Origin of the sequence: Rhizobium sp. GN54, from assembly GCF_021026345.1 — a bacterium.
Classification (GTDB): Bacteria; Pseudomonadota; Alphaproteobacteria; order Rhizobiales; family Rhizobiaceae; genus Mycoplana.
In genome coordinates this window covers 53,531-79,129 of sequence record NZ_JAJNCZ010000010.1, presented here as the reverse complement: position 1 = coordinate 79,129, position 25,599 = coordinate 53,531, and the positions used below count along the sequence as shown (strand labels likewise).

Annotated in this window: 25 protein-coding genes and 2 pseudogenes; 8 read left to right on the top strand and 19 right to left on the bottom strand. The window is 61.3% G+C overall.

What is annotated here, in order from left to right; all coding sequences use genetic code 11:
• Positions 1 to 137: 137 nt before the first annotated feature.
• On the bottom strand, positions 138 to 1,781 hold the full coding sequence (locus tag LQK81_RS21630) for a sulfatase (RefSeq protein ID WP_230808461.1): 1,644 nt from the start codon (positions 1,779 to 1,781) through the stop codon (positions 138 to 140).
• A gap of 74 nt (positions 1,782 to 1,855) precedes the next feature.
• Between LQK81_RS21630 and LQK81_RS21625 the strand changes: the two genes are divergently transcribed.
• Complete coding sequence (locus LQK81_RS21625; RefSeq protein ID WP_230808460.1) at positions 1,856 to 2,779, top strand: lysylphosphatidylglycerol synthase transmembrane domain-containing protein; 924 nt, start codon at positions 1,856 to 1,858, stop codon at positions 2,777 to 2,779.
• 14 nt (positions 2,780 to 2,793) lie between these two features.
• On the opposite strand, the gene LQK81_RS21620 is transcribed toward LQK81_RS21625, so the two are convergent.
• Genes LQK81_RS21620 through ribA form a run of 3 tightly spaced genes read right to left on the bottom strand, consistent with a single transcriptional unit; the run spans position 2,794 to position 5,436 of the window.
• Positions 2,794 to 3,540 carry an FkbM family methyltransferase gene (locus LQK81_RS21620; protein ID WP_230808459.1) on the bottom strand — a complete coding sequence of 249 codons (747 nt, stop codon included), beginning with the start codon at positions 3,538 to 3,540 and terminating at the stop codon, positions 2,794 to 2,796.
• Between the two features lie 2 nt (positions 3,541 to 3,542).
• Positions 3,543 to 4,301, bottom strand: a complete 759-nt coding sequence (locus LQK81_RS21615) for a CDP-alcohol phosphatidyltransferase family protein (protein ID WP_230808458.1) — start codon at positions 4,299 to 4,301, stop codon at positions 3,543 to 3,545.
• Positions 4,302 to 4,329: 28 nt separating this feature from the next.
• A complete protein-coding gene (gene ribA / locus LQK81_RS21610; RefSeq protein WP_230808457.1) occupies positions 4,330 to 5,436 on the bottom strand; it encodes a GTP cyclohydrolase II RibA in 1,107 nt (368 codons plus the stop codon).
• A 311-nt stretch (positions 5,437 to 5,747) separates the two neighbouring features.
• Between ribA and LQK81_RS21605 the strand changes: the two genes are divergently transcribed.
• Genes LQK81_RS21605 through LQK81_RS21590 form a run of 4 tightly spaced genes read left to right on the top strand, consistent with a single transcriptional unit; the run spans position 5,748 to position 8,998 of the window.
• Positions 5,748 to 6,779, top strand: a complete 1,032-nt coding sequence (locus LQK81_RS21605; RefSeq protein ID WP_230808453.1) for a zinc-dependent alcohol dehydrogenase — start codon at positions 5,748 to 5,750, stop codon at positions 6,777 to 6,779.
• A complete protein-coding gene (locus LQK81_RS21600) occupies positions 6,766 to 7,164 on the top strand; it encodes a 6-pyruvoyl trahydropterin synthase family protein (protein WP_230808452.1) in 399 nt (132 codons plus the stop codon). Before LQK81_RS21605 ends, LQK81_RS21600 begins: the two co-directional genes overlap by 14 nt.
• Positions 7,161 to 8,207 (top strand): glycosyltransferase family 4 protein, encoded by a 1,047-nt coding sequence (locus LQK81_RS21595; RefSeq protein WP_230808451.1) that lies wholly within the window; start codon positions 7,161 to 7,163, stop codon positions 8,205 to 8,207. Before LQK81_RS21600 ends, LQK81_RS21595 begins: the two co-directional genes overlap by 4 nt.
• Positions 8,204 to 8,998, top strand: coding sequence for a class I SAM-dependent methyltransferase (locus tag LQK81_RS21590; protein WP_230808450.1), 795 nt, complete (start codon positions 8,204 to 8,206; stop codon positions 8,996 to 8,998). Before LQK81_RS21595 ends, LQK81_RS21590 begins: the two co-directional genes overlap by 4 nt.
• Here LQK81_RS21590 and LQK81_RS21585 read toward each other — a convergent pair.
• From LQK81_RS21585 to LQK81_RS21520, 14 genes and pseudogenes are all read right to left on the bottom strand, one after another.
• Positions 8,954 to 9,742 (bottom strand): RibD family protein, encoded by a 789-nt coding sequence (locus tag LQK81_RS21585; RefSeq protein ID WP_230808449.1) that lies wholly within the window; start codon positions 9,740 to 9,742, stop codon positions 8,954 to 8,956. The two genes, LQK81_RS21590 and LQK81_RS21585, sit on opposite strands and share 45 nt — an antisense overlap.
• Before the next feature lie 23 nt (positions 9,743 to 9,765).
• On the bottom strand, positions 9,766 to 10,332 hold the full coding sequence (locus tag LQK81_RS21580; RefSeq protein ID WP_442967174.1) for a cytochrome b: 567 nt from the start codon (positions 10,330 to 10,332) through the stop codon (positions 9,766 to 9,768).
• A 253-nt stretch (positions 10,333 to 10,585) separates the two neighbouring features.
• Positions 10,586 to 11,581 carry a helix-turn-helix domain-containing protein gene (locus LQK81_RS21575; protein ID WP_230808447.1) on the bottom strand — a complete coding sequence of 332 codons (996 nt, stop codon included), beginning with the start codon at positions 11,579 to 11,581 and terminating at the stop codon, positions 10,586 to 10,588.
• Between the two features lie 569 nt (positions 11,582 to 12,150).
• Positions 12,151 to 13,350 (bottom strand): mandelate racemase/muconate lactonizing enzyme family protein, encoded by a 1,200-nt coding sequence (locus LQK81_RS21570; RefSeq protein ID WP_230808446.1) that lies wholly within the window; start codon positions 13,348 to 13,350, stop codon positions 12,151 to 12,153.
• 220 nt (positions 13,351 to 13,570) lie between these two features.
• Positions 13,571 to 13,794, bottom strand: a pseudogene (locus LQK81_RS21565) (transposase); the annotation flags it as partial.
• Positions 13,795 to 13,809: 15 nt separating this feature from the next.
• The gene (locus LQK81_RS21560; protein WP_230808444.1) at positions 13,810 to 14,298 is read right to left on the bottom strand and encodes a 2,4'-dihydroxyacetophenone dioxygenase family protein; all 489 of its coding nucleotides are present in this window, start codon (positions 14,296 to 14,298) and stop codon (positions 13,810 to 13,812) included.
• 16 nt (positions 14,299 to 14,314) lie between these two features.
• The gene (locus LQK81_RS21555; RefSeq protein ID WP_230808443.1) at positions 14,315 to 15,019 is read right to left on the bottom strand and encodes an SDR family NAD(P)-dependent oxidoreductase; all 705 of its coding nucleotides are present in this window, start codon (positions 15,017 to 15,019) and stop codon (positions 14,315 to 14,317) included.
• Positions 15,016 to 15,945: a sugar kinase gene (locus LQK81_RS21550; RefSeq protein ID WP_230808575.1), complete on the bottom strand. Its 930-nt coding sequence runs from the start codon at positions 15,943 to 15,945 to the stop codon at positions 15,016 to 15,018. Before LQK81_RS21550 ends, LQK81_RS21555 begins: the two co-directional genes overlap by 4 nt.
• 9 nt (positions 15,946 to 15,954) lie before the next feature.
• Complete coding sequence (locus tag LQK81_RS21545) at positions 15,955 to 16,605, bottom strand: RraA family protein (protein ID WP_230808442.1); 651 nt, start codon at positions 16,603 to 16,605, stop codon at positions 15,955 to 15,957.
• A gap of 23 nt (positions 16,606 to 16,628) precedes the next feature.
• Positions 16,629 to 17,633, bottom strand: a complete 1,005-nt coding sequence (locus LQK81_RS21540) for a C-terminal binding protein (protein WP_230808441.1) — start codon at positions 17,631 to 17,633, stop codon at positions 16,629 to 16,631.
• A 14-nt stretch (positions 17,634 to 17,647) separates the two neighbouring features.
• Positions 17,648 to 18,625, bottom strand: coding sequence for a DctP family TRAP transporter solute-binding subunit (locus LQK81_RS21535; RefSeq protein ID WP_230808440.1), 978 nt, complete (start codon positions 18,623 to 18,625; stop codon positions 17,648 to 17,650).
• Between the two features lie 69 nt (positions 18,626 to 18,694).
• The gene (locus LQK81_RS21530) at positions 18,695 to 19,984 is read right to left on the bottom strand and encodes a TRAP transporter large permease (RefSeq protein ID WP_230808439.1); all 1,290 of its coding nucleotides are present in this window, start codon (positions 19,982 to 19,984) and stop codon (positions 18,695 to 18,697) included.
• Entirely contained in the window at positions 19,981 to 20,520 is a 540-nt protein-coding gene (locus LQK81_RS21525) for a TRAP transporter small permease (RefSeq protein ID WP_230808438.1), read from the bottom strand. The genes LQK81_RS21530 and LQK81_RS21525 overlap by 4 nt, the downstream gene beginning before the upstream one ends.
• A gap of 47 nt (positions 20,521 to 20,567) precedes the next feature.
• Positions 20,568 to 21,764: a major royal jelly family protein gene (locus LQK81_RS21520; RefSeq protein ID WP_230808437.1), complete on the bottom strand. Its 1,197-nt coding sequence runs from the start codon at positions 21,762 to 21,764 to the stop codon at positions 20,568 to 20,570.
• 126 nt (positions 21,765 to 21,890) lie between these two features.
• Between LQK81_RS21520 and LQK81_RS21515 the strand changes: the two genes are divergently transcribed.
• Positions 21,891 to 22,637, top strand: a complete 747-nt coding sequence (locus LQK81_RS21515) for a GntR family transcriptional regulator (RefSeq protein WP_230808436.1) — start codon at positions 21,891 to 21,893, stop codon at positions 22,635 to 22,637.
• A gap of 201 nt (positions 22,638 to 22,838) precedes the next feature.
• On the opposite strand, the gene LQK81_RS21510 is transcribed toward LQK81_RS21515, so the two are convergent.
• Positions 22,839 to 23,810, bottom strand: coding sequence for a LysR family transcriptional regulator (locus LQK81_RS21510; RefSeq protein WP_230808435.1), 972 nt, complete (start codon positions 23,808 to 23,810; stop codon positions 22,839 to 22,841).
• Between the two features lie 119 nt (positions 23,811 to 23,929).
• Between LQK81_RS21510 and LQK81_RS21505 the strand changes: the two genes are divergently transcribed.
• Together LQK81_RS21505 and LQK81_RS21500 are read left to right on the top strand one after the other, a co-directional pair.
• Positions 23,930 to 24,892: an MBL fold metallo-hydrolase gene (locus LQK81_RS21505; protein WP_230808574.1), complete on the top strand. Its 963-nt coding sequence runs from the start codon at positions 23,930 to 23,932 to the stop codon at positions 24,890 to 24,892.
• Between the two features lie 131 nt (positions 24,893 to 25,023).
• Positions 25,024 to 25,364, top strand: a pseudogene (locus LQK81_RS21500) (tyrosine-type recombinase/integrase); the annotation flags it as partial.
• Positions 25,365 to 25,599: the final 235 nt, after the last annotated feature.

The following is a 25,599-nucleotide window of genomic DNA, read 5'->3' as shown; positions in this document are numbered from 1 at the left end:
GACCAGTCCTCGCGGCCTGTGAGCCCATAGAGCCTCAAATCCGGTGGGAGCCCCTGTTATGCGCGTCACACCCGTTCGGACGCACGATCATGTAATGCGCAGGCCTTGGCCCGCGTTATTTGCCCTTGATGAGGGCGTCAGGGAGAACTGAAATGCCCAATCAGGCGTTCGCGAAGGCGATCCATGGGCGGTTCCGCCCCTTGCTGCGACGGCGTCATGCCGGCATCGAAGCCATCGGCGATGAATCTTCCGACAAGATCGAGGTCACGACTGATGACATGTACGGGAACGGCCCGCGAGGCACCCGGGCCGGTGACCAGCGCCGCCGGCTGGTGGTCGCCGAGGATCACGAAGACAGCATCCCGGCCGTAGTGCAGCATGTAGCCCGCCAGCGCCTGGAGCGAATAATCGATGGTTTCGGCATACTGACGACGGACACGGTCGTGATCGGCCCAGACCACCGCTGGCATATCGCCGCTTTCGGCCTGGCTGTCGAAGACCGTGCCGTCACCGACCGCATCCCAGTCGATCATCTTCGGCACCGGCGTCCAGGGCGCATGGCTGGAAATCAGTGCGATTTCGGCCATGACCGGCCGATCACCGCCCGCTGCCGGCCGGCGCGAAAGGCGCTCGAAGGCGGAAAGCGTATACTGGTCCGGCATCGTCACCCAGTTGAAGGGCTTGCCGCGATAACCGAGATCCCTGGCCGCCAGAATCTGGTCATAGCCGTAATAGGCGGCTTCTGGCCAATCCATCGTTATAGCCGGCATGACAGCCGCCGTTCGCCAGCCGGCCGCGCGGAACAGCCGGTTGAGGCTCGGCCTATCGCTGGCCATCAGCCTGTCATAGCGCGCCTGGCTGTCGACCCGCAGGCCGGAGAGCAATGTTCCATGGGCAAGCCAACTCAGCCCGCCGACGGTCGGCGAACGCACCCAGCCGCTTGCCGCGGCAAAGCCAGCTTCTCGAAGCTGTCGTTCGACGTTATCAAGGCGCGGCCGGATCAGCCCGGCATAGCGCGGGTCCTCGACAGCGCTCCTCCCATAGGATTCGACGAAGACCAGGATCACGTCGCGGCCCCTGATGCGGGCAAAACGGGTGTCGCCTTCGGCGGGCAGATCCGCGACGGCAAGCTCGGCCTCGAATGCTCTGATATCTGCGACAGATTGAGCCACCAGAGAAAGCCGCTCGCCGAGATAGGCGGCGACGCGCAGGTCAGCGACGCTCCGCGCCATGCCGAAGGAACTCGCTCCGAGGAGCGCCAGCCCACCGGCAAGCGCGATGGAGAAGGCGGCAACGGATATCCGGCCGGCGGATCGATGAAGCCGGATCATGCCCCGGCATGCCCGCCAGAAGAGCCATACCAGCACCGCGAGGGCCGCGATTGCCAGCAGCATTGCACCAGCGGCGGCAGCCGTGCCGATCGCGCCGGAAAGCATGTTCCAGCCATCGAACATCATCTTCAGATCCAGATAGGGATTGAACCGCCGCTGGAAGGCCGAGATGACGCCGATATCGGCCAGTTTCAGAAACAGGAGACAAAGGACTGTTATCGTGGCAAGAAGCGCCGCGGCCAGGGCCAGTCGCCCGGGCAGCAGCAACAGGGCGAGCGCGACCAGCGGCAGTTCGAGCGGCAGGCGCAGGAGGGCCTCGACATGGAAGCCTTCAGGACTGTCCGGCATCGTGCACGCGGCAAAACCGATAACGACGAAGACCAGCACGGCAAGGCCGGCCTTCCACCCGCGAACCTGCCCGGTCCCCTCGTCGATAGTCAGCCACGTCATACGCCTCACCCTCTCGCCCGCAGATCAGACCATCGGCGCGCCGCTTGCAACCTTTCAATTGACTTGAGCCAGCCATGGGCAAACTGAAGAGGGTCGCCATAGGCGCCGGCCTCCTGCTCCTGACGGTCGTGATCTCCACCGTCGATCCGGCCGGCGTGCTCGATGCGCTCGGTCGAGTGCCGCCGGGACATGTGATCGTGGCCCTGGCTGTCGTCCAGGTACAGATCGTTCTGTCGGCGCTGCGCTGGCGCTTCACCGCCGCGCGCCTCGGCCATGTCATCCCGGCGTCCGTCGCTATCCGGGAATACTACCTCGGCGGCGTGCTCAACCAGATCCTGCCCGGCGGCATTGCCGGCGATGCCGCCCGGGCCTATCGCAGCGGCGACGAGCAGGCGGGCGGCTGGAAGCGCGCGGCGACCGCCGTGGTGCTGGAACGCCTCTCCGGCCAGTTCGCCTTCTTCCTTCTGACCTGCCTCGGCCTTGCCGCCTGGGCAATCCTGCTGCCGGATGCCATGCCCGTCGATCCTTCGCCGCTGGCCTGGATCGCCGTGGCCATCGTAGCCGTATGCGCGACGGTCGCCGGCTGGCTGCGCAAGCCTCTGAAGGTCCGGTTCGGCCGTCTGGGGCCCGATCTCGCGGCGGCCTTCTTGCAAGACGGGGCTCTCGGCATGCAGGCCGGGCTCAGCATTCTGATCGTCGGCACCTATGTGGCGACCTTCCTGCTGGCTTCCGATGCCGTCGGCGCCACGCTGCCGCTGATCGCCGCCGTCACCGCCGTTCCGCTCTGCCTGCTGACCATGCTTGTGCCGGTCGGAATCGGCGGATGGGGCACGCGCGAAGCTGCCGCGGCGGCACTCTGGCCGTTCTTCGGCTTCTCCGGCGCCGAAGGGGTGGCGGCAAGCCTGCTCTACGGAATCTTTTCGCTGGCCGGCACCGCGCTTCCGGGCCTCGTCGTGCTGGCATTCTCGCTGACCGGCGGGCTCGGGCGCAGGCGCTGACATGTCGGCCGGTGTCACGGTGTCAGCCGGGCGTAGATGTCACCCGAAGGGCTGCTCGGCGTCAGCTTTTCAAGGTCGGCAAGCAGCGCATCCGCGTCCTTCCACTCGGTATCGACAAAACGATGGCTCTCGCCGATCACCCGCCTGAAGCGATAGTTCCCGAGTTGGCCGAGCCGGTTGATCGCCTCGCGTGCGACCTGCGGCATGGCCGGAATATATTCGAAGGCGATCAATGGGATCGGAAGGGAAAGACCGCGTAGTGTCTCGCTCTCGGCACCCTCGACATCGATCTTGCAAAATTTGGGCAGGCCGTATTTCTCGATCAGCCGGTCGAGCGTGGTCATCGGGATCCCGACCTCGCTGTCCCATACCACGTGGCGAAAGCCCTCGGTCTGCCCGACGCCGTCGATGAAGCGGTCCGATATGGTGGTCACCGTCGGGTGACGGCTCGAAATATGCAGGGTCGCCTCGCCTTCGACCGCGCCGACTGCTACGCGCTCGAAGCCTTTCAGCCTGCCGGCAAGATGCATTTCGATCATGTCGGCGAATACCGGTTGCGGTTCCACCGCCACGACCTCGGCGCCAAGCGCGACCAAGGTCCTGCTGCGGCTGCCGACATGGGCGCCGATGTCGAAGACGAGATCGCCGGGCGAGACCAGGTTCCGGTAAAAGCGCCCGAGCGCCCGGCGCCGCCAAGGCTGGCCGTAATAGATCAGCAGCGAACGCGTCACGCCGATTGCCGTGTCGATCCTGGCGAACATGGTCACTCCTCCTCCTCCCCGGCTCCGCTCAGCAGGTAAAGGCAGTCGACCGCGAAGGAATAGGAGAGCAGCAGCAGCGCAAGGGCCGCGAGCCAGGAGCTTACGGGCGCGGTGACGAATGGCAAGAGGATCGCGCACAAGGCCGCGATCTGTACGACGCAGACGAGCTTGCGCCGCAGGGTGGGATGGAGTTCCCCGGCAAGGCGCGGCACGGGATATTGCGCCAGCACGAATCCATAGCGCATGAGGCCGATCAGCAGGACCCAGGCTCCCGCCTTGCCCAGGAAGAAGGCGGCGGCCGAGAGGCAGAGGATCAGCAGTGCGTCGATCTCCATGTCGAAACGGGCGCCGAGATCGGAAACCTGCTCGTAGCGGCGCGCCAGGTGGCCGTCGAACCCATCCAGGGCGAGCGCCACGAGAACGAAGACGACGAAGCTCCAGGGGGCATTCGCGATGCTTTGCGACGCTGCCGGATAAAATACCGCCGCCGCGACCAAACTGACCATCGCGGCCCTGACGGCGGTCACGGCATTGGCGAGACCGAAGCTCTGGTGTCGATGATGCTGCAGGCCGTTGAAGACGAGCACGAAGATGACGAGCAGGAGCGCCGCCGCGGCGATGCCGATATCGTGGTCGAACGACAGGTGATCGGCGAGCGGCAGATAGGCGGCGGCAGCGCCGACGAAGACGGTGGCCAGCACGAGTAGCGCGCTGGCCTTCAGCGCCGGCGACGGCCTGTTTTCCCCGGCGCCTTCCCGCATGGCTGGTGATTCCTGCGGCTGCATAAGACTACTCCGCCGCGACAAGCGTCTCGATATCGAGCATATGGCCGGCCCGGGCCTTCTTGGTGCGCAGATATCCGGCATTCTCGATGGTCACCTCGCCGGTCAAGGCCACGCGGCTTTCTACCGCGATGCCGCCTTCGGACAGTGCCGCCAGCTTCGACGGATTATTGGTAAAGACCACCACTCGCGCAATTTCCAGCTTACGCAGCATGGCGATTGCCGCCTCGAAGCGCCGGTCGTCGCTGCCATAGCCGAGCTCGGCATCGGCATCGATCGTATCCAGCCCTAGATGCTGGTAGCCGTAGGCCCGCATCTTGGCGCCGATGCCGGTGCCGCGCCCCTCTTGGTCGAGATAGAGAAGCACGCCGCCGCCCATCGCCTTCAGCGCGACGAGCCCGTTGCGCAACTGGTCGCCGCAGTCGCATTTCAGCGAAGCGCAGAGGTCGCCCGTGATGCAGGAGGAATGGATCCGGATCGGTACGGCACCGGTGAAATCCGGCCGCCCGACGATCATCGCCACCTGGTCCTTCTGCGCGAGGCCGCCGCGGAACACCACGAATTCCGTATCACCGAGATCGCGCAGCGGCACGCGTGTGCGCACCACGGTCTCGAATGTCTGGCGCGCAGCACCGGTGGCCGGAAGAGCGTGTTTCTCGATCCCGCAACAGCCCGCGAACCGTTTTTCGTTCCCCTCGATCTCGGCACAGATCACAGCGGGCAGAAGCAGCGCCAGCCGTGCCAGTTCGGCGCCCGCCCCCATCAGCGGCTCGGCCCTTCGCCATAGCGCGGGCGCTTCGGCACGAAACCCGTAAGCCAGGCGCGAGGCGGCATCAAAACCGATACCACGCAGCGGGACGGCGATATCCCCGCGGACAGGAGGCTGCAGACGTGCGGAGCGGTGCGAGGTCAGGAACAGCGACTGCCGGTCATCGACCGCATCGGCAAACCGGTCATAGACGGAAGGGGCCACGCAATCGAGTGCCAGCACTGCCAGCCGGCGAGTGCCGTCCGCGACGATGACGGGGCGTCCGAAACGCAATTCGGCCACGGCGCGCTCCACCTGCATGGCGGGGGATACGAACTGAAAACCGTAGCCGTCGATTTCTGTCATGAGCGAGTTATCCGAGAGGTCTGGAGTATGTGAAATACTGCACCGGATCCGTTCGCAATCCGTGTGCGGCCTTGCAGGCCATTTGTCGAATTTCTTCGGCGCGTGCCATGGTTAAACCGCTTGCGCGCACGAAATGACAAGCAAATTGCACGTCTGCACAGCCGTTGCCAGCGGCGTCGCACGCGCAGCCATGGTACCCGGGCCACGGAAAAACGGTATCGTCCGGTTGGCTTGGTGTTCGGATTCGGGGCATCGTCGGTGCGGGTTCCGCGCGAGGAGCGAAACAACGGGATGATTCAGGGGGACGCCCTATGAAGTCTGATACTGAGATGGCGGAGATGGACGGCGCAGCGCCAAACGCATGCGCGCTGTGGTTTCCGTCCGCAGGCCTTTGCGAGATGCGCGAGGAGCCCTTGCCTGAACCAGGAGACGGCGAGGTCCGGGTCCGCATGCTTCACAGTGGGATCAGTCGGGGAACGGAAAGCCTGGTTTTCCATGGCAGGGTGCCATCCAGCGAATTCGAAAGAATGCGTGGGCCTCACATGCGGGGAGCTTTCCCGTTTCCGGTAAAATACGGGTACTCGGCCGTCGGGCTGGTGGAACAGGGCGATGCTTCGCTGCTTGGCCGCACTGTGTTCTGTCTCCATCCACATCAGGATATGTTCACGGTCGCGGACGACGCGGTCGTGCCTCTGCCCGAGGCGCTTCCTCCTGCACGGGCTGTGCTGGCAGCCAATATGGAAACTGCGCTGAACATCGTCTGGGATGCCGGTATCCTGCCGGGCGACCGGGTCGCCGTCTTCGGCGCGGGCGTGGTGGGTGCCCTCGTTGCCTATCTGGCCTCCGGCATCATCGGCACCGACGTCCTGCTGATCGACCGGAATCCGATGCGGGCATCACTCGCTGCAGGTCTTGGCATCGCCTTTGCTACTGGCGATACGGTCGCGGATGAATTCGATGTTCTTGTCAACGCCTCCGGCTCTGCCCAAGCCCTGTCGAGGGCGATCGAGCTCGCCGGTCAGGAAGCCCGCATCGTAGAGGCAAGCTGGCATGGTGACCGGTCCGTCAGCTTGCCACTCGGAGGCGCCTTCCATTCCCGCAGATTGACTATTGCCAGCTCGCAGGTAGGTTGCCTGCCTGCGGCGCGGCGGATGCGGTGGACGCATGCGCGACGGCTCGTAAAGGCGCTCGAGCTTCTGCGCGACGACCGCCTGGATGTGCTGATATCGGGCGAAACCCGCTTCGCCGATCTCGCGGCCTTCTATCCAGCCATACTCGCCGATCCCGAAACCCTCTGCCATCGTATCTGCTACTCGGAGCAAGAAAAGCATGTTCGCAGTTGAAGTCCGCGACCATATCATGATCGCTCACAGCCTTCCCCGTCCTGTCTTCGGTCCTGCCCAAGGCATGCATGGCGCGACATTTGTGGTTGATGCCGCCTTTTTCACACGCGATGTCGATGAGGACGGGCTGGCGGTGGATATCGGCGCAGCCATGTCGGCTCTGGGTGAGGTACTGAAACCGCTCAACTACCAGAACCTGGACCAGCTCCCGACCTTCGCAAACAAGGTCACGACGACCGAGGTCATCGCCAAGTATATTTTTGACCAACTGGCCAGCGCTGTCTCGGACAAGAAGCTTGGACCGGGAAGCTATCGGATTTGCCGACTTAAGGTGACGTTGCACGAATCTCACGCAGCCCGCGGCTGGTACGAGGCGGACCTTTGAACCGTCGCCATGTCGCCGTCGCGTTTCCCGGCGATCTCACCCTCAATACCGGTGGCTACGCCTATGACCGCCGTGTGATCGCAGGGCTGCGAAAGCGGGGCTGGACGGTCGGGTGTCTGCCGTTAGGTGAAGGCTTTCCCTTTCCGAGCCGGGAGGTCAAGCGGGAGGCAGAGCAACTTTTGTCGCAGTTGCCCGATGGTGCGCTCGTGGTGATCGACGGCCTTGCTTTCGGTGTTCTCGACCGATGGGCAGGCCGCGAGGCGCGGCGCTTGCGCATCGTTGCCCTCGTTCATCATCCGCTGGCGCTCGAGACAGGGCTGGATTTCACCGCGCAGCAATTGCTTCGCAACAGCGAGCGACGTGCACTGTCCTTCGCAAGCGACGTCATCGTCACCTCGGCCATGACCGCCCGCGAGCTCAATGCCCACTACGATGTCGGCCCCGACAGGCTCATCGTCGCCATGCCCGGCACCGACCCCGCCGCAGTCGCGACTTGTGATGGCGATCCGGCACATATCGTCTCGATCGGCACGCTGACCCAGCGCAAGGGGCATGACGTACTGATCGGTGCCCTCAAGCGGATCGAGCAACTCTCCTGGCGGGCGACCATCGCCGGCAGCGAGACGCTCGACCGTCAGACCGCCGCCGCGCTCCGCCACCAGGTGGAAACGCTCGGCCTTGCTGAACGGATACAGATTGCCGGCGAGTGCAGGGACGCGCGTGCGCTTCTGGCATCGGCGGATATCTTTGCGCTCGCCAGCCGTTTCGAAGGGTATGGAATGGTTTTCGCCGAGGCCTTGTCACAAGGATTGCCAATCGTTGCCTGCCGCGCCGGCGCCGTTCCCGAAGTGGTGCCCGAAGACGCAGGAGAACTGGTGCCGGTCGATGATATCGGCGCCTTCGCTCAGGCGCTGCATGACCTGGTCGCCGATAAGGATCTGCGTCGGCAAAAGGCTGAAGCCTCCCGACGCGCCGGCGCGCAGTTGCCGGGCTGGGACCTGACCGCCGACATCATCTCTTCCAGACTGGAGACAATGTCGTGAGTGGTTTCGACACGCACTGGCTCGCACTGCGTGAGCCCGCCGATCGGGCGGCCCGACATCCCGGGTTGATCAACAGTCTGGCGGAGTATCTTCGCGGCCAGGATGCCCCCCTCGTCCTCGATATCGGTTGCGGTACAGGTTCGACCTGGCGCAGTCTCGCCGGTCGGCTACCGGCTGGCACGCGCTGGCTGATGTTGGACAATGATCCGCTGCTGCTGGACGAAGCCGCGCGCCGGATCGGTAGTGACGACGACGTGACGTTCCACCGGCACGATCTCAACGATGTCGAGGGCCTGCCGCTGGAAGGTGTGAGCGTCGTTACCGCCTCGGCCCTTTTCGACCTTTGTTCGGAGCGTTTCTGCGCGGCGCTGGCCGACCGGCTTGCTGCGGCGCGCTGTGGTCTCTATGCGGCTCTTAACTACGACGGAAGCATGCGGTGGTTTCCACCCCATCCGCTTGATGCCGGTATGGTTGAATTGTTCAACCGGCATCAACGTACCGACAAGGGGTTCGGCCCGGCGCTCGGTCCGGATGCAGTCGCCTGCCTGACCCGCCAGCTAGCCAAGCGCGGCTTCTTCGTCCGGACCGGAGACAGTCCATGGCGGCTGGACGCGGATATGGCCGAACTTGATGCGGAACTGTTGAAGGGACTACGGGGTCCGCTGATCGAAATGTCGGGTGTGAGTGATGTCGCGATCGACGATTGGCTGGCGTATCGGCTGGCCGGCCTTGGCAAGCAGCGCGGCTCAGACCTGGTTGGCCACACCGATATCCTGGCCCTTCCGGTCTGACGTGCATTCCAGCCGCAGCAGGCAGTCGAACAGAATGTCGCTACCGAGATTGTATACCTCGGTCGGCGGGCGGTGAGCGCCAGTCAGCCGTTCGATCGGAGACAGGCTGATGCCACTGGGCCCTGAGCCGATGATGATCGGCGAAATCGCCACATGCAGCCTGTCGACCAACCCCGCTTCAACGAAGCGAGCTATGGTACGCGCTCCCCCTTCGACCAGCACACGGTTGAGCTTGCGCTCTGTCAGCACGTCCAGAATGTCTTCAGGATCAAGACCGCAGGCCTTGGGTACAAGATCGATGATTTCCGCCCCTGGTAGTGGTTGCCGCCTAGAATTCACGCTGCGGAACACGATGATCGACGCACCTCCGTCGTGAAAAAGGCTCTCGCTGCCGTCGAGCTCGGCATGGCAATCGACGATCACACGCACAGGCGACAGCCCTTTGACCATCCTGACGGAAAGCTTGGGATCATCGGCCCTGACGGTGTTCACGCCGACAATTACGGCATCGACCAAGGCGCGACATCGATGAAGGTGGGTAAGCCCGCCACGCCCGGAAACGTCGCGAGCGTCACCTGCCGGCGTCGCGATCCGACCATCCAGGGACTGGCCTACCTGCGCCAGCACGAAACGGCCGCGCGCCCCTGCGATCGGCCCGTAGAGGCGATAAGCCGCCCCCGTCATCGCGACCTCGCCGGCGCCTTGCCGAAGTGCCAGCAGGCGCGACCAGATCGTGTCATTCATCTCCAAGTCGGACATTGCGGTCCCTAGAGTATGCGGTACAGGGTGTTGTCGCGTTTGATGACATGATGAAACAAGACAGCGCCGACATGCAACGCGAAAAGCGCCAAAAGTATCCATGCGCTCCAGGTGTGAACCGCCGAAAGCGTCCAGGCGATCTCCGGCGTTTTGCCGATCGGGCTCCAGACCGGAACGAGACCGAACCAGTGGAGCGGGAAACCGTGAGCGTTCGTGGCGAGAAAGCCGCTGACAGGCATTACAATCAGCAAGAGATAGAGCAGCCCGTGCACGCTCGAGGCGGCGAAGCGCTCGATCGCAGCGCCTTCGGCCGGGGGTGCCTTGACGAGCAGCTTGTTACCGATCCGAAGCAACATAATCCACAATACAAGGAAGCCGAGGCTTTCATGGATCATGTAGAAATCCAGCTTTACCTCGTTGGTGGTGAATTTGATGAAGAGGCCAAGCGGCCAGGTCGCCAGCACCAGTGCCGCGACGATCCAGTGAAGGAGGCGCGATGTGGCGGGAAACCGGTGGACGTGGATATCGGCTTCGGTGGGACAGGTCGCCCTTGCAAAAATATTTGGTTCGTTGATCTTGGACAAGATATTACCCTTGAGAACGGACCCGGTGCGATCTGGAGAAACGTCACGCAGGGTCGGCGCTGACCGTAGCGGCCAAAACACCGGAGACACTAGTGTGCCGAACGGATCGGCGTAAATGACGTAGCGTGCACGAGACTTGTATTCTCGTGCAAGGCGACCGCCCTTAACTCCTGCCCGCAAGGGCCTTTTCATCCGCGGCACAGGCTTGGGCCGGGTTTCATGTCACATCAAATGCAACGTCTCTTCATCTCTCCCCGGTCAGCAATAGCCAATCGACGAAAGTTCCCACCTCTTGTGTGGGCGCGGAGCCGCCGGCAAGCCATGCCGCGCGCGCCTCGCTTGGCGCGAAGCCGTAGCGTGCGCTGAACTGGCGACAAAAGGATGAGAGGTTGGTGAAGCCGTATTCATAGGCGATTTGGCCGATCAGCCTCCTTTCCGAGGCTTTGACCAGCGCACTGTAACAGGCGGCCAGTCGGCGGTTACGGATGTAGGTGGCGACGCCACCTTGCTGTTCGAAGAGATAATAAAGCTGGCGGCGGGACACGCCAACGTCACGGCAGACCAGATCAGGCGTTAGGCTCGGCGATTTCAGATTTGAGTTGATGTAGCGTCGAGCTCGTTCGAATTGCGCCGCTGCGATCGGCGCTCTGGCGGCTTCCATGCTCGCAGGCGTCTGACGCACCATGGCGCGAAGCAGATGGCCGAAGGCTTCGTTGACCGCTTTCCCATCCGACACCGTCAGTTTCGCAGCGCGGTGTTCAAGTGAGGCGAGGAAGTCTCCCAGGATATGTGACATCGGTCCGTGAACCTGTTGATGCGCGGTATTGTCGAGCTCGTCAGCGACATCCCAGAACTCGTCACGGCTGAAGAACAGGCCGGAATAGTTGGTGACGTCCACTCGTCCTTCAAACGGCCGGGCATAGGAGTGCAGTACCGTGTCTCCTGCCGTGGCGCGGAACCCTCTGTCGTCATCTGCTGCAGCGGCGGTGCCCTTGGTCACGATGCTGATGCACCAATGATCGAAGCTCGCTTTGCGTATGATGTCGTTCGTATATTTGAACCGCATCGGCGAAAGCTTGAAGGACGTCAGTTGCAGCGATCCGAGATGATACGATTCCGCACTCGCAATGAAACCTGATTTCGGTGATTCGATGGCTTCCAGTTCGCACATCGACGACGTGAAATCGCACCAGGCATCGAACTGCTCATGGCGTTCAAACGACTCGGTATTGAACTTCATACCGGGTATCAGTTTCCGGGATTCCGGTATCGTCTCGTGCAAATTCATGTTGCTTATCACCGTCAAAAAAATTTGTCGCCGCTTCGGCGATAATTGGAGCAATGTTGGGCGAACCGGAAGTGACGTTCAAATGAGAAACTAGGGTTACGGGTTAAAACATGCATGCATGCACGGCAATCCTGGATTGTCTTCCGTCGGGCCACGTCGCGAAGCTGTCGCCAATGCGTCGGATTGCCCTAAAGTGGAGTGGACAGGCGCGCATCGAGTGGAAAGGTCCGGGCCCGTCAAGGACATTTCAAGTCTTCTCTAGAGTTTGTCAGGGAAAAGTGGAACCCGGCTTTCCCGAAAAGATAAACGATAACAAAGACAGCGGGAGCCTGACGGCTTCGGCATGAAGCTGACAGACTCTGACGCCTTCATTGCGGTCGCCGGCAAAGGCAATGGACACCCCTGTCAGTCTTGATCGAAACCCTGCGCTTGCCTGGCCTCTCTATTGAAAGCAAGATTCACAGGCGGCTGCGCGCAACGGCATCCCTCCGATCCGGAAATGCCGCTGCAGGCGGCGGGTCTTATTTCAGGTCCGCTAACGCTTCCGGCATCCAATACCGCTGCTGGCGATCTGCCTTGAAGAAACACCGCCCGTATTTCGCCAGCGCCGCGTGATCGATTTCGATGCCGAGTCCCGGTTTCTGCGGCATGTCGAACCAGCCTTGATCGTGCATGAAAGGTTGGTCGATGATCGCATCACGCCCCACGGGAAGCCAGCCGGGCGGAGCCAGCGGATACTCGTAAAGCATCTCGTCGGCGAATCCGCTCGCAGCGAAGACATGCGCGTTGACGATGAAGCCGAAGCCGTTGGACCAGCAATGTGGCGTAAATTTCAGGCCTTGCTCTCGGCACAGCCTGCTGAGCTCGATCCCCTGTTTGACGCCACCTGCCCACATCGCGTCAGGCTGCAGGATATTGTAGCAGCCCATCTTGGCCATGCGTGCCAGTTCCCGATATCCCATGAGGTGCAATTCGCCACCGGCGATGGGTACCCGTGAATAGGCCGTCAGTTTTGCAATCTCCTCGTGCCATTCACCGAAGAGCGGTTCTTCCACCCAGGCCAGGCCGACATCGGCGGCCGCATCGACGAACCGCTTCGCACGATCGAGTGACCACAGTGGCGCCGGGCCATTCTGGGTCAACCGGAAGGCCTGATTGCAGTCCACGGATATCTTCATCCGTCCCTGCATGTGAAGCGCGACATCGGAAATGTGCTCTATGTCCACTTTTTCGTCGAAGTCGTGGACCCGGATCTTCAATGTGTCGAAGCCATCCTCGAAGCGTGCTTCCGCCTCGTCCCGTCGCGCCATCGGCTCACGCAGTTCGCCGGCAGAGGCATACAGGCGAATTCGGTCGTGATTGCCACCGAGAAGCTTGTAGAGAGGCAGGCCCGCGTTCTTCGCCTTGATGTCCCAGAAAGCCGGCTCCAGCCACCAGTTGAAGTGACCGCCCACCGCCATGATGTGGATCTTTTCCGACACCGCGTCGATATCGTCCGGATCCTGACCGAGAAAAAGATTGGCCAAGGTGTCGCCGATACCTGCGCGATCACGACCGCCTCCGGAAAATGCACTCCAGCCTTCCACCCCATCATTGGTGATGAATCTCGCCAGCGTGAAAGACACATTGTGCCGGATTGTGCCGGGCATCCATGACGGAGCGAAAGGCGCCGGCAAGGGGGCATTCACCACATAAAGTTCGATACGGTCCAGCACCTGCATTTTCATTCCTTCCTGGGTTGGCTCGGTCTACCAAGGCACGGTCTCGTTAGCATCTGGCTGGAACCTAAAATCAGAATGGATGTTCAACTATAGCCAATTTAATAAAACGGGCAGACCGCTTTTCAGTTTGGAGTACCTCGCAGTGGCAAACGGGGAAAGAATGATGCGGTTGAAGTCAAAGCCATATGCGAAGCGGCAACCCGGCCCACCATGTGCTTTTGTCCATCACGACGATGTCGCCGGCCGACAGGCTCGACACACCAGGATCTGTTCGACATAGGCGAGGAACACGTTGCCGGTCATGGCGCCGTCATAGACGAACAGCGCGGTCAAACCGGTCAAGCGCAGTGCGCCGGTGAAGGTGGTGATTTTCCAATGCCCATGCGGCAGGCCGGCCCTACAACGCTCACCGCGCGGCGCTCGTCCGCGCAGGCGCGCTAACCGTTCTTTTCCTCGATCTCAACGAACAAACTGCTTCACAAAGTCTAATCCAAGCCCGACCCTTTCGTAGTGAGCGGTGCACATATCTATCTTTGTGAAGACGTCTTCGAACCCGGTATGGTTTCCGTTCTCGTCGACATAGTACATGCAACCGGAGATGTTAAAGAAGGTAATCATTTCCTCGACATCTTCAGGGACCGTCAGTGTATGGGTCTCGCCCGGCGGTTCGAAGACATACGAGCCTTCCGTGGCGATCCAGTCGTGCTCAAGGTAATGCCAGCGGCCCTTGATCACATAGCCGTGGACAGGGCCGGGGTGCCGGTGGCGACTGAGAATGCCGGCGCGTCTTACTCGCAGAAGATTGCACCACCCACCCTGCACGGTATTGAGCATCAGCGGGCGAAACCAGACGTTCGGCGCCTGCGGAACCCAGATCCGCTCGTCTTCGGGAACTGCAGTTGTCACGATTTCGGGGGGCGACAGCGGATGAACGGAAACAAACGACATTCTTATCTCCTCAAGATCAGGCCGCGGAGTAACCGCCGTCCACCGGCACAATGGCGCCGGTCATGAAGCGCGCAGCATCGGAGCACAGGAACACAATTGGCCCTGCTACGTCCTCTGGTGTCCCCCAACGCTGCATCGGCGTACGCTGCAGGATGGGCTCTGAGCGGTCGCTGTTTTCATAGATCGGCCGAGTGAGTTCGGTCGCAATCCACCCAGGCGCGACCGCATTGACGCGTATGCCTTCGCCGGCCCAGGCAACCGCAAGCGACTTCGTCAATTGCGCGACCCCACCCTTGCTTGCCGTATAGGCAGGAACAGCCGGGCCGCCGAAAAACGATAGCATCGAAGCGGTATTGACGATGGCGCCCCCCCTCTTCGCCAGCAGCGGCTTTGCGGCAACGCACATCCGCATCGTTCCCGAGAGATTGATGTCGATGACGTCTGAAAAGGTGTCCGGATCGTACTCCGCGCCGCCACGGCGGATGAGGCCGGCGCAATTGACGAGTGCGTCGAGCCCCTCCAGTGGAGCGAACAGGTCATCTATGGCTTGCGGGCTGCGCACGTCCAGAACTGTTGCGGTCAGACCAGGTCGGAGCGGCATCGCTTCTATTTCGGGCTCATCGAGCCCTGTTGCGATGACCTCGTATCCTGCGTCGCAGAGGGCGAGAGCCGCCGCAAGGCCGATGCCTCGGCTACCGCCAGTGACAAGAGCGCGCTTCATTCGACGTCCTCCTGCGCCAGATACTGCAAGACCTCGGCGCGGGTCGGGATGGGAGCGACAGCGCCATAACCGCATGTCGAGAGTGCCGCTGCCGCATTCGCATAATGGGCAGCCTCCAATGGGGCAGCGCCGCGGGCGAGGCCGGAAAGAAAGGCGCCGTCGAACGTGTCACCAGCGCCCGTCGCGTCGACCGTTGCCACGGTTCTGCCGACGATGCGCGAGCGTCCGTCGCCGGTAGCCAACAGCACGCCATCAGCTCCCATCTTGAGAACGACCAGCGGAACACCAAGACCCAAATAGAAATCCGCGATCGCATCGGGGCGTTCCAGTCCGGTCAGCGCGGTTGCGTCCTCTAGACTTGGGAGGATCAGGTCGCACAGCGGAATTGTTGCATGGATCACGGCGCGGGCACGGGCGAGAGGCCAGAGCTTGAGGCGAAGATTGGTATCGAAGGATACTTTGGTGCCGGCTTCCCGTGCCACATCGATGGCAGCAAACGCCGCATCGCATGCCGCAGCGCTGATCGCCTGGCTGATGCCGGAGAGGTGAAGGAATTTTGCCGAGGCGATATAGCTTTTCGGCAATTTTTCGGGGCCGAGTCTGCCGGCTGCAGACCCGGCACGCAAGTAGCTGAAGACATGGCCACCAGGGCCATGACTCACGAAGTAGACGCCCGTGTGGGCATCACGGTCGCGTATGATCGCACTTGTGTCGACGCCTTCCGTCTTCCAAAGATCGATGAAGGCGTCGCCAAACGCGTCGGCACCCAGGGCCGTGACATAACCGGTTCGTGCCCCCTGTCTCGCAGCGGCTATGACTGCGTTGGAGGTGTCCCCGCCATGACCGAGTTTATAATCGCCGCTGATCCCTCCAACCTGATTGAATTCGATCAGCGGCTCACCGAGTGCTACGACGTCGTATTGCATGGCTTTCACTCAGATGCGTCCGTATTTCGCCAGGCCACCGCGCAGCGAGCCAGCCGTGATGATCAACTTTGCTTGCTCCAGTTCGCGCTCATCAATCTCGCGCGCCATGGTCAGAACGGCCGCAGCGTGCTCCTTCGGAACGACGACCACGCCATCGATGTCGCCAACGATGATGTCGCCGGCATGGACGATCACACCGCCAATGCGTACCGGCTGGTTCGCCGAAAGGGTTTTGAAGCGACCAAGTGTCGTCCCGGGCGAAGCCGAGCGCGAGAAGACCGGGAAATCGTAGTCTCGGCGGATCTCGGTGATATCGCGTACGCCGCCGTCGAGAACGGCGCCTTCATGCTTGTTGGCCACCGCGCCGGCCGTCATAAGTCCGCCCCACACGGCAACGTTCGTTTCCTCGCCGACCGAGATGCAGATGACGCTTCCGGCAGGGCTCTCGTCGATTGCGTCGAGTGCATGCTGCGGCGGCAAGAATTCGTCGGTCGGCCCTTCGAGAATGGTCACAGCGGGCCCCACGATCCTGCGATCGTTGATACGTGGCTTGATGGCTTCGTCCATATAGCCGCCTTTGCCGGCAATCTTGTCGACAGCGTCCGCGACGGATGCGGTTGCCACGTTGCGGAAACCTGCGATCAATTCTTCTTGTGTCATGAGAAAGCTCCTGATTTCATTCACTAAGCTTGGGTAGCGGGTTCTTGATCCCACCGGTTCACCCAGTTTCGCGGCGTCTCGCCAGCGAATACACGGGCAATTTCTTCACTCGCCTTGCGCCGCAGATCCCGGACGGACTCTTCCGAGTACCAGCCCGTATGATCGCTCACGACGACATTGGAGAGGGAAAAGAGCTGATCGCTGGTCGCCGGCGGCTCCTGTTCGAAGACGTCAAGACCGGCGCCAAAAATGCGACCCGCCGCCAGCGCCCGGTAGAGCGCCGACGTATCGATCAGGCCGCCGCGCGAGGTGTTCACCACGATTGCGTTTGGCTTCATCAGTGCCAGGCGTTCGGCATTGATGATGTGCCGAGATGCGTCTGTCAGCGGTGCATGGATCGAGACGACGTCCGCCTCCGCACATAGTGCGTCGATGGTGGCGAGTTCTGCGCCGCCCCCTGGCGCGACCTTCAAAAACGGATCGAAAACGAGCGTGCGATCGTATCCGAGTGCACGAGCCTTTCTATGGAAGGCATGGCCGATGCGGCCGTAACCAACGAGGCCGAGCGTACCACCGGAAAGTCGATACATCGGTTCGGATCTGGCGACGTTCCAGGCTCCGCTCCTGACGGCTCTGTCGCGCGAAACGACGCGCCGGGCAACTGCAAAGAGGAGGGCCAAAGCGTGATCGCTAACCTCTTCGACGCCGTAGTCGGGAACATTGGCTACGAAGATGCCGCGTTCGGTTGCAAAGCGTCGGTCGATGTTATCGACGCCGACCCCATAGCGGACGATCGCTCTGCATGAGGGCATGAGGGCAATGGCCTCTGCGTCGACGGGGCTTTCCCGCACCAGTACCGCATCGGCGCCGACAACGGCGCGCCGAACATCCTCGGCGCGCCCATGGCAAGGCCTTTCGACAACGCGCGCACCAACTGATGCGAGCACGGACTCTTCTATTTCTGTGCCGCCGTAGCCCTCGTCCAGAACGACAACGAGGGGGCTCTTTGCGTGCGACGCGATTGTCATGTCGGCTCTGGTCCTTATTGGCTTTTGAGTGCCGCGTCGGTCGCCTGGATCAGTTGGTCTACCAACTCGGCGCCGACGGCCTCGTCGAGGTGCTTGCGGACAGCGGGTTGGGCGATCGCCCGGAAGGCTGCGATTTCATCAGCGGTCGGTACGTAGACTTCCATGCCGGCGTCGGTGAGCGTCTTTTCCGCGGCCTCGTCCTGCGCGCGTGTCATGGTGCGATGGATGTCGCGTGCCTCGACGACGCAGGTATCGATTGCCGACTTCTCCACGTCCGTCAGGCCCTGGTAGAAGCCATCGCTGATCAGGTAAGCGTGCAGGCTATAGACGTGGCCGTCGAGGGTCGCGTATTTCTGGCTCTGGTAGAGGCTTGCGGCCATGATGTTGGTGATTCCGTTCTCCTGCCCATCAACCGTACCTTGCGCGAGCGCCGCCGGCAGTTCCGCCCAATCGATTGCCGACGGGCTGGCGCCAAGGCTTTCCATCAGGGAAATGAAAACCGGTGCCGGCTGGACACGCATTTTCAGCCCCTTCATGTCATCGGGTGACTTGATGGGATGCTTGGAATTCGTGAAATGGCGGATGCCGTTATCGGCGTAGGCGAGCAGGCGAATACCCGTCTCCTTCAGCATTGCGTCGCCGAACTGCTTGCCGAAATCGCCATCGAGAACCTTGTAGGCCGTCTCGTGGTTCGGGAAGATGTAAGGCAGGGCGAACACGTCGAATGGACGGTAGACACTCGAAATGCCACCATCGTGCACCACAGCCATCTCCAGCGTTCCCAACTTGAGGCCTTCCAGCGCCGTGGTGGCATTGCCGAGCTGGCCGGCGGGGAAGATCTGAACGTCGATCGACCCAGACGTCGCCTTCTCGACGCATTTTTCGAAGGCTAGCGCGGCAGCATGCTTGGGCTGGTCCTCGCGACCCGGTTGATAATGGGTGTATTTCAGGACCTTGGCGTCTGCCGCTGCCTGGCCGGCGGCGAGCGTCACCAGCGCTGTCGTCAAAAGAAACAGTTTCTTAAGCATCTCTCTTTTCCTCCGTATCGAGAGTGACTGGTCTTATCGGCCGTAGCCGAGGTAGTTCGGCAGCCAGAGCGTGAGCGCTGGAACGAACACGATGAGTGCGAAGACGATGAGTTCGGCAAAGAGCATCGGCAGGATGGCCCGTGCCAGGGTGAAGAGCGGGATTTTTGCCACGACGGTCACGACGAAGAGCACCCCGCCGACGGGCGGCGTGATCATCCCGATTGTCAGGTTCAGGATCACCACCATCGCGAAATGAAGCGGGTCGATGCCGGCGCCCTGTGCCAGGGGCGCAAGGATAGGAACCAGAATGATCACCGCGGGCAAGGTGTCGAGAAACAGGCCGCAAACCAGCAGGAACAGTGACACGACAATCAGGAGCATGGTCGGCGAAAGGCCGAGCCCGGCAATATACTGGCTGACTGCCTGGGGAATCTGCAGCACGGTCAGCATGTAGGCGAAGATGGTCGCCATCGAAACGACGAGCAGCACGGCCGAGGTCATGATAGCGGTGCCGACAAGAATGCGTGGCAACTGACTGACAGACAGAGTGCCGATGACGTAGCGTCCGACAACAAAGGCATAGACTGCGGCAACGGCGGACGCTTCCGTCGGCGTGAAGACACCGCCGTGGATTCCCCCCAGAATGATGACAGGCATCATCAGGGCCGGAAGGACCTTCCAGGACTCGCGTAGAAACTGGCTCCATGCCGGACGTGGAAGCGGGAACGTGTAGTTTTCCCGGCGGCTGATCCACCAATTGACGAAGAGCAGCGATATGCCCAGCAACACACCCGGCACAATGCCGGCGAGGAACAGGCCAATCACGCTGACGCTGTTATCCGTGAGCGCATAGATGATCATGATGATCGACGGCGGAATGATGGGCGCGATGATGGCGCCAGACGCTGTCAGTGCAGCTGCGTAGGACGTCGGATATCCCGCCTGGCGCATCATGCGGATGATGACCGAGCCTGGTCCGGCCGCGTCGGCCAGCGCCGAGCCGCTGATACCGGCCATGAAGATTGCCATGATAACATTGGCATAACCGAGCCCACCACGAACGTTGCCGATCAATTGGCAGGCAAAGCGCACCATAAGGTCTGTGATGCGACCACCCGTCATGAGTTCGGCCGCCAGAATAAAGAACGGCACGGCCATGAGCGGAAAACTGTCGATGCCGCTGAACAGGCGTTGCGGTACCAGCATCGGCGAAAACGTGCCGCCCCAGAGCAATGCAGCAATGCCGGCACCGCCCATGGCAATTGAAACCGGGATGCCGACAACGAGTGCGACGACGAAGATGGCGACGAGGGCTACGGTCATGCCCCGTTCCTTTCAAGGGCCGCAAAATCGGATACGTCCGAATGCGCGTCTGGCGCGTTCAGCTCGATGGGCGTGCGCTCGACGTAAGACCGGAAGCCCAGAACGAGATGGATTGCACAAACCAGGCATCCGATCGGAACACCCATGTACACGAGGCCGAGGGGCAGGTTCAGCACAGGCGAGTGCTGCCGCATGGCGAATTGAGCGTAGGCAAAGCCGTACCAAGCGACAGAGCCCAGAAACAGCAGGATGGCGACCGCGATTGCAATGCGTAGTAGACGCGTCAATCGAGCGGGTAGAGCATCCTGAAGCACTTCAACAGCGACATGTGCGCCGCCGCGGAGGGCAAGTCCGGCACCGAGATAGGCGACCCAGATCATCATGTAGCGACTGATTTCCTCCACCCAGGGCAGAGATATGCCGACGACGTATCGCAGCACGACGTTGGCGAAGACCAGTACGGTCATGATGAGCATGAGTGCTCCAATCAGGAACTGATTGCTCCAGATGAAGGCGCGATCGAATTTAGAAAGCATTGCATTCCTCCAGGGAGATGCCGCTGGGCGGCATCTCCCGCATGCGATCAGTTGAGATACGGTGTGGCCTTCACCGGCAGGCGCCAGATGGTAAAATTCGGCACCTCGGGATCCTTGAAGTTCATGTCGCCATCCACCCACAGGTGAAGGTGGTTGGAGATGACGTGCAACGCGCCGTCGGGCGCCCAGGCCAGTGTATCCGGCCAGACCATCTCAGGATGGTAAGCGACCTGGCTCAGGCGTCGGGTGTTGGTGTCGTATTTGAGGACACCGTTCAACTGCAGTGCGGTGAGATAGATGTTGCCGGTCTTGTCTGCGGTCAGTCCGTCCGTGTTGGATGGCAGAACCACCTCGACACGCACGGCGGCCTGGAGTTCGGACTCGGATACGGCCGCATCGCGCAGAAGCGCTGTCGGTAGCGAATAGAGTGTGTTACCGGTCAGGTTGGTCCAGTAGAGCGTCTTGCGATCGCCGGAAAGCGCGATGCCGTCGGCGCCGGTACGCATGCGACCGTTCTTCAGCACCTGCCGCCCGTTGATGGCGAAGCTGAATTGAGCTTCATCATTGGTGAACTTCGAAGCATTCAGAACGCGCCGCGCGGTGTTCGCATTCTTGTCGTAGACGATCAGGCCGCCGCAGAGCGGATCGGCAAAGATGCCGCTGTCGGCGATATAGGCAAAGCCGGAATCGTTATCGACGACCACGTCGTTGAGGAACGAGCATTTCTTGTCTGAAAGCTCGGGTCCGAATTCCAGACGCTGGATTTCCTTGTTGGCTTTGATGTCCCACAGGACCAGCTTTTCGTCTCTCGGGCCGGACGGCGCGCCCGCGATATGGCCCTGATCAAGCAGCCACATCACGTCGTTCTCATCGACTTCGAAGCCCAGAACTGCCTTGAGGCCGGCTTCATTCGAGACAGCATTCAGTTCCGCGGAAGGGAAAGCCTCCAGTTCATAGCCGTCGCCGCTCTTCACCAGTTTCGAAACCGTCGCCGGCATGTCGGCGCCGCCCCAGCGCGCGGTCGTTACATACATCGCACCAGTCGAGTCGAATTTCAGGCCCTGCACCAGCGTCTTGCCGAACAGCGGACTCGCCTGCCATTTGGCAGCGGCTTCCGCATCATCGACCTTGTAGGTGAGGCTGTTCCAGCGGGCGATCGGCTCGACCGCCTTGTCGTCTGCCCGTGCGGCGCCTGTCATTGGCGCCGCAATCGTCAGGGCCGCGATTGCTGCGGCAATGCCCACTCCGGCAATTCTCATGATATATCCCCTCCCAGGAATTGGCGCTTCAAATTCACGCGCCCAACTGCTACCTTAGGCGGCAGTTAAACTAAGGTAGCAGTTTTTTGACTGCTGTAAAGAGGGGTCTGCATGTCCGTATCCAGAACGTCATCCGAAAACCGGCGTGGAGAGAGCCAGGAAGGGCGTAAGGGGAGAGGGCGGCTTGCGCGCCCCGCGCTGCTCGTCGATGAGGTGATGCGCTCTATCCGCGACATGATCGTCGACGGGCGGGTGAGGCCGGGCGAACGTCTTTCCGAAAACGCACTTGCAGGAGAGTTGGGTGTCTCGACCACCCCGGTTCGGGAGGCTATCGCCCTCTTGCGTCGTCAGGGCCTTGTGACCGTACAACCGCAGTCGGGGACCTATGTTTTCGAGTTGCAACCGGGGGAACTGAACCGTTTGTGTGAGCTGCGATTTGCACTCGAACCGACTGCCGTGCGCCTCGCGCTGGAAAACCCGGAATCTTCGCTTCCCGATGAACTCGATCGAATCGTCGCAGACATGGAAAAGGCACAGGCCGAAGGGCGGGTGAGAGACTATCTGGCACTCGATACCGATTTCCACGATGCGATCATAGCAGCCTCGGGCAATGAGTATTTCAACAGCGCCTACGCCCTCATCGGCGCCAAGATGGCGGCGCTGCGCAATCGCCTTGGCAGCGACCCGCATCACATGGAAAAATCGATGCGGGAGCATATCGAGATCGCGGAAGCGATCCGCTCGCGGGATCTTGACGGTGCCGTCGGCATCCTTGTCCGCCACATCGCCCGCAAGGAAGGTTCCTACTGGGAGGATCTCGATCCACAGGACCCGAGCCGGCTTGAGCGCTCGGCCTGATGAAAACCTGCCAGTAGCTTGGTCTGTCGTTCTGGCACTATCTCGGCGACCGGCTGGGGATTGGCGACCAAGGTCTCACATCGCCGCATCAGCACGCGCCTGCCCCCCTCCCCTCTCGCCTCCAGAAACGCGAGCGATCTCCTCGGGATGACGCCGCGCCTGCGCATAGACACAATCGCTTCATCAATCGCGGGACCGGCTCTAGATATCTGAAGTCCATTTCCGATTGCGGATGTACTCCAAGAACAGCCGCACAGCCGCACTCGTATGTCGCTTGCTCGGATAGTACAAATACCAACTCGGCAGCTTCTTCTTCCAATCGGGAAGCAACTCGATCACGCGGCCTTTTTCGATGTCATCGCGGACATAATCCTCGAACAGGTGGGCAATTCCCGATCCCGAAAGCGCGGCCTGACGCTCTTGATGCGCTGAACTCAGAGTCAATCGACCTTTCGGGGTGATTTCCACTTGGTCGCCGTCCTTCTCAAAGGTCCAGGTCACCATGGTTCCACCCGGAAAACGGCGTCGAATACAGTCGTGTAGCAACAGATCGCGTGGCGATTCCGGTCGACTACGATTGCGAAGATAGTCGGGCGAGGCTACGATGGCATATCGCAATGCTGGACCTAGCGGCATGGCGATCATGTCTTGGGCGAGTTGCTTCCCGAAGCGCACGCCAGCATCAAAACCCTGCTCCACGATATCGATGATCGCGGCATCACTGATGATCTCGACGTTGATGTCGGGATAGACTTCCATGAATTCAAAGGCCACAGGGCACAGAACGTGGTCGGCGGCCGGGCCCGGCGCATTGATCCGCACAGTGCCAGATGGGCGCTCGCGAAGCTGATTGAGATCGTCGATCGCTGTTCTGATATCGTGCAGCGCGGGCCTTAGCCGCGCGAGAAGCCGCTCGCCTGCTTCAGTAGGCGCGACGCTACGTGTCGTTCGGTTCAGCAGGCGGATGCCCAGCGCCTCCTCAAGCACGCTGATCGATTGACTGATTGCCGACGACGATACGCCCCTACCAATTGCCGCGGCTCTAAAGCCGCCACAGCGCACGACGTCTTCAAAGATCTCCAAGCTGTCAAGGCGGAGTGGCCGCATTGAAAAGTCCTGCTTAATAAGCTGCTCCATTTTGATTAGCTTATCTGCACGCCCGATCTGTGTCATCCCTAGAGAACACGTCGTGAGCAGGCCCGGTCGCCGCTGAAATGAAGGGCGGCCCCACGATCAGGTATTTGGAGAGGATCAAAAACATGGGTAAAATCACACTGAACCGCAGAACGATCGTGCTGACAGCCGCATCAGCCGTGACGGGACTGATCCTGCCGAGCGACATGCCGTTTGCACAGACCACCTCCGCCACCTCGCTTTCGGCCCAAGGTCGAAATGCCGGCCATTACCGCTTTCGTGTCGGCGAAATCTCGGCCACCGTGCTGAGTGACGGGCTGATCGGCGGACCTCCGCGGGTCTATGCCAGCGACGCGCCGGAAACGGAACTGCAGGAGGTCCTGAGGAATGCCTTCCTGCCTGCCGACCGCCTGGCGCTCAACCTCAACACACTTCTCATCGAGACGAATGGCAGGCGGATCCTCCTCGAAGCCGGAGCCGGTCAGACCATGGGTCCGCAAGGCGGCCGCGTGTTCGAGAACTTGGCCGCCATCGGATTGCGGCCTGAGGACATTGACATAGTGGTCGTCTCGCACACGCACCCGGACCATGTCGGTAACCTTCGAACCGCTGATGGCGGCAAGGCATTTCCGCGGGCGGTCGTCTTTGCGCCTCGTGCCGACTGGGACTTCTTCGTCCGTAACGATCCGGATCTGTCCTACATGCCTGTGCCTGAGGAGTTTCGTCGCAATTTCTCCGCAGCCATCAAACGGAGTGTTGAGCCTGTCACGAACGGGATCGAGTTGTATGAGGCCGGCACGGAGATCGTCCCCGGGCTGACCACGCTTCCGGCACTCGGCCACACCCCCGGTATGGCGAACTTCCTCGTTCAATCCGGGAACGATCAGTTGCTGTTGACGGCGGATCTCGCCTACCATCCGATCGTCAATGTCGACCGGCCCTGGCTGCCCGGGCCAGACCGCGACAAGGATACTGCCCTTGTCTCCCGACGCCGCATCTTCGACATGGCGGCGACAGACCGGCTCCTCGTTCTCGGCTTCCACTATCCGTTCCCGGGTCTTGGTCGGATGCTCAAGACGGACGCTGGCTATGCCTGGGTGCCGCTCGGTTGGCAATTCTAATCCGGTGAGTGACGGAGGGGCGCACTTCTCTCGGGTTTTCTCACCGTGCCGCTTGTAACACTGGCCAATGCTATCACTGCGATGCACCTGGTCGTGTACCATCGCGCTGATCATCGCGGAAAGTCCAGACCGGCCGACCGGTGGAGGCGCTGAAACGCTGACTGCAGGAAGCTCGGACCGACAGCGGCTCGGTGTTCCGCCGCATCGACCAGTGGAGCAATGTCGACCGCCGGGTGCTGACGGCGCAGTCGGTCGACCTGGTCCTCCAATCCCGCTGCGCCAAGGCCGGGTTCGATCCGCAAAAGTTCTCCGCCCACGGCCTGCGTTCCGGCTATCTGACCGAGGCCGCCAATCGCGGCATACCCCTGCCGGAAGCGATGTAACAGTCGCAGCACAGATCGCTGGCCCAGGCTGCCGTCTACTTCAACAATCCCGACCCAAGCGTGGCCGGGCGGCGCGGTTGATTGTCTGAACGATCTGATCGCGCGCCTCTTCGGACTGCTAAGCTTAACAAGGCATGAAGAGGCAGGGTCTCATGGGGTAGTCTCAACCGACCGAAGCGTTTGGGACAAGCCCGGTGGTGCCGCTCGCCAAGAATCTCAAGGCCAAGACCGCGTAACCGCAGAGAGAACTACCCCTCGTCAGCCACAATTGATCTTGGCAACAGAGCCATTTCTCGCACCTAAGACAAAATCATGTGCAATCAT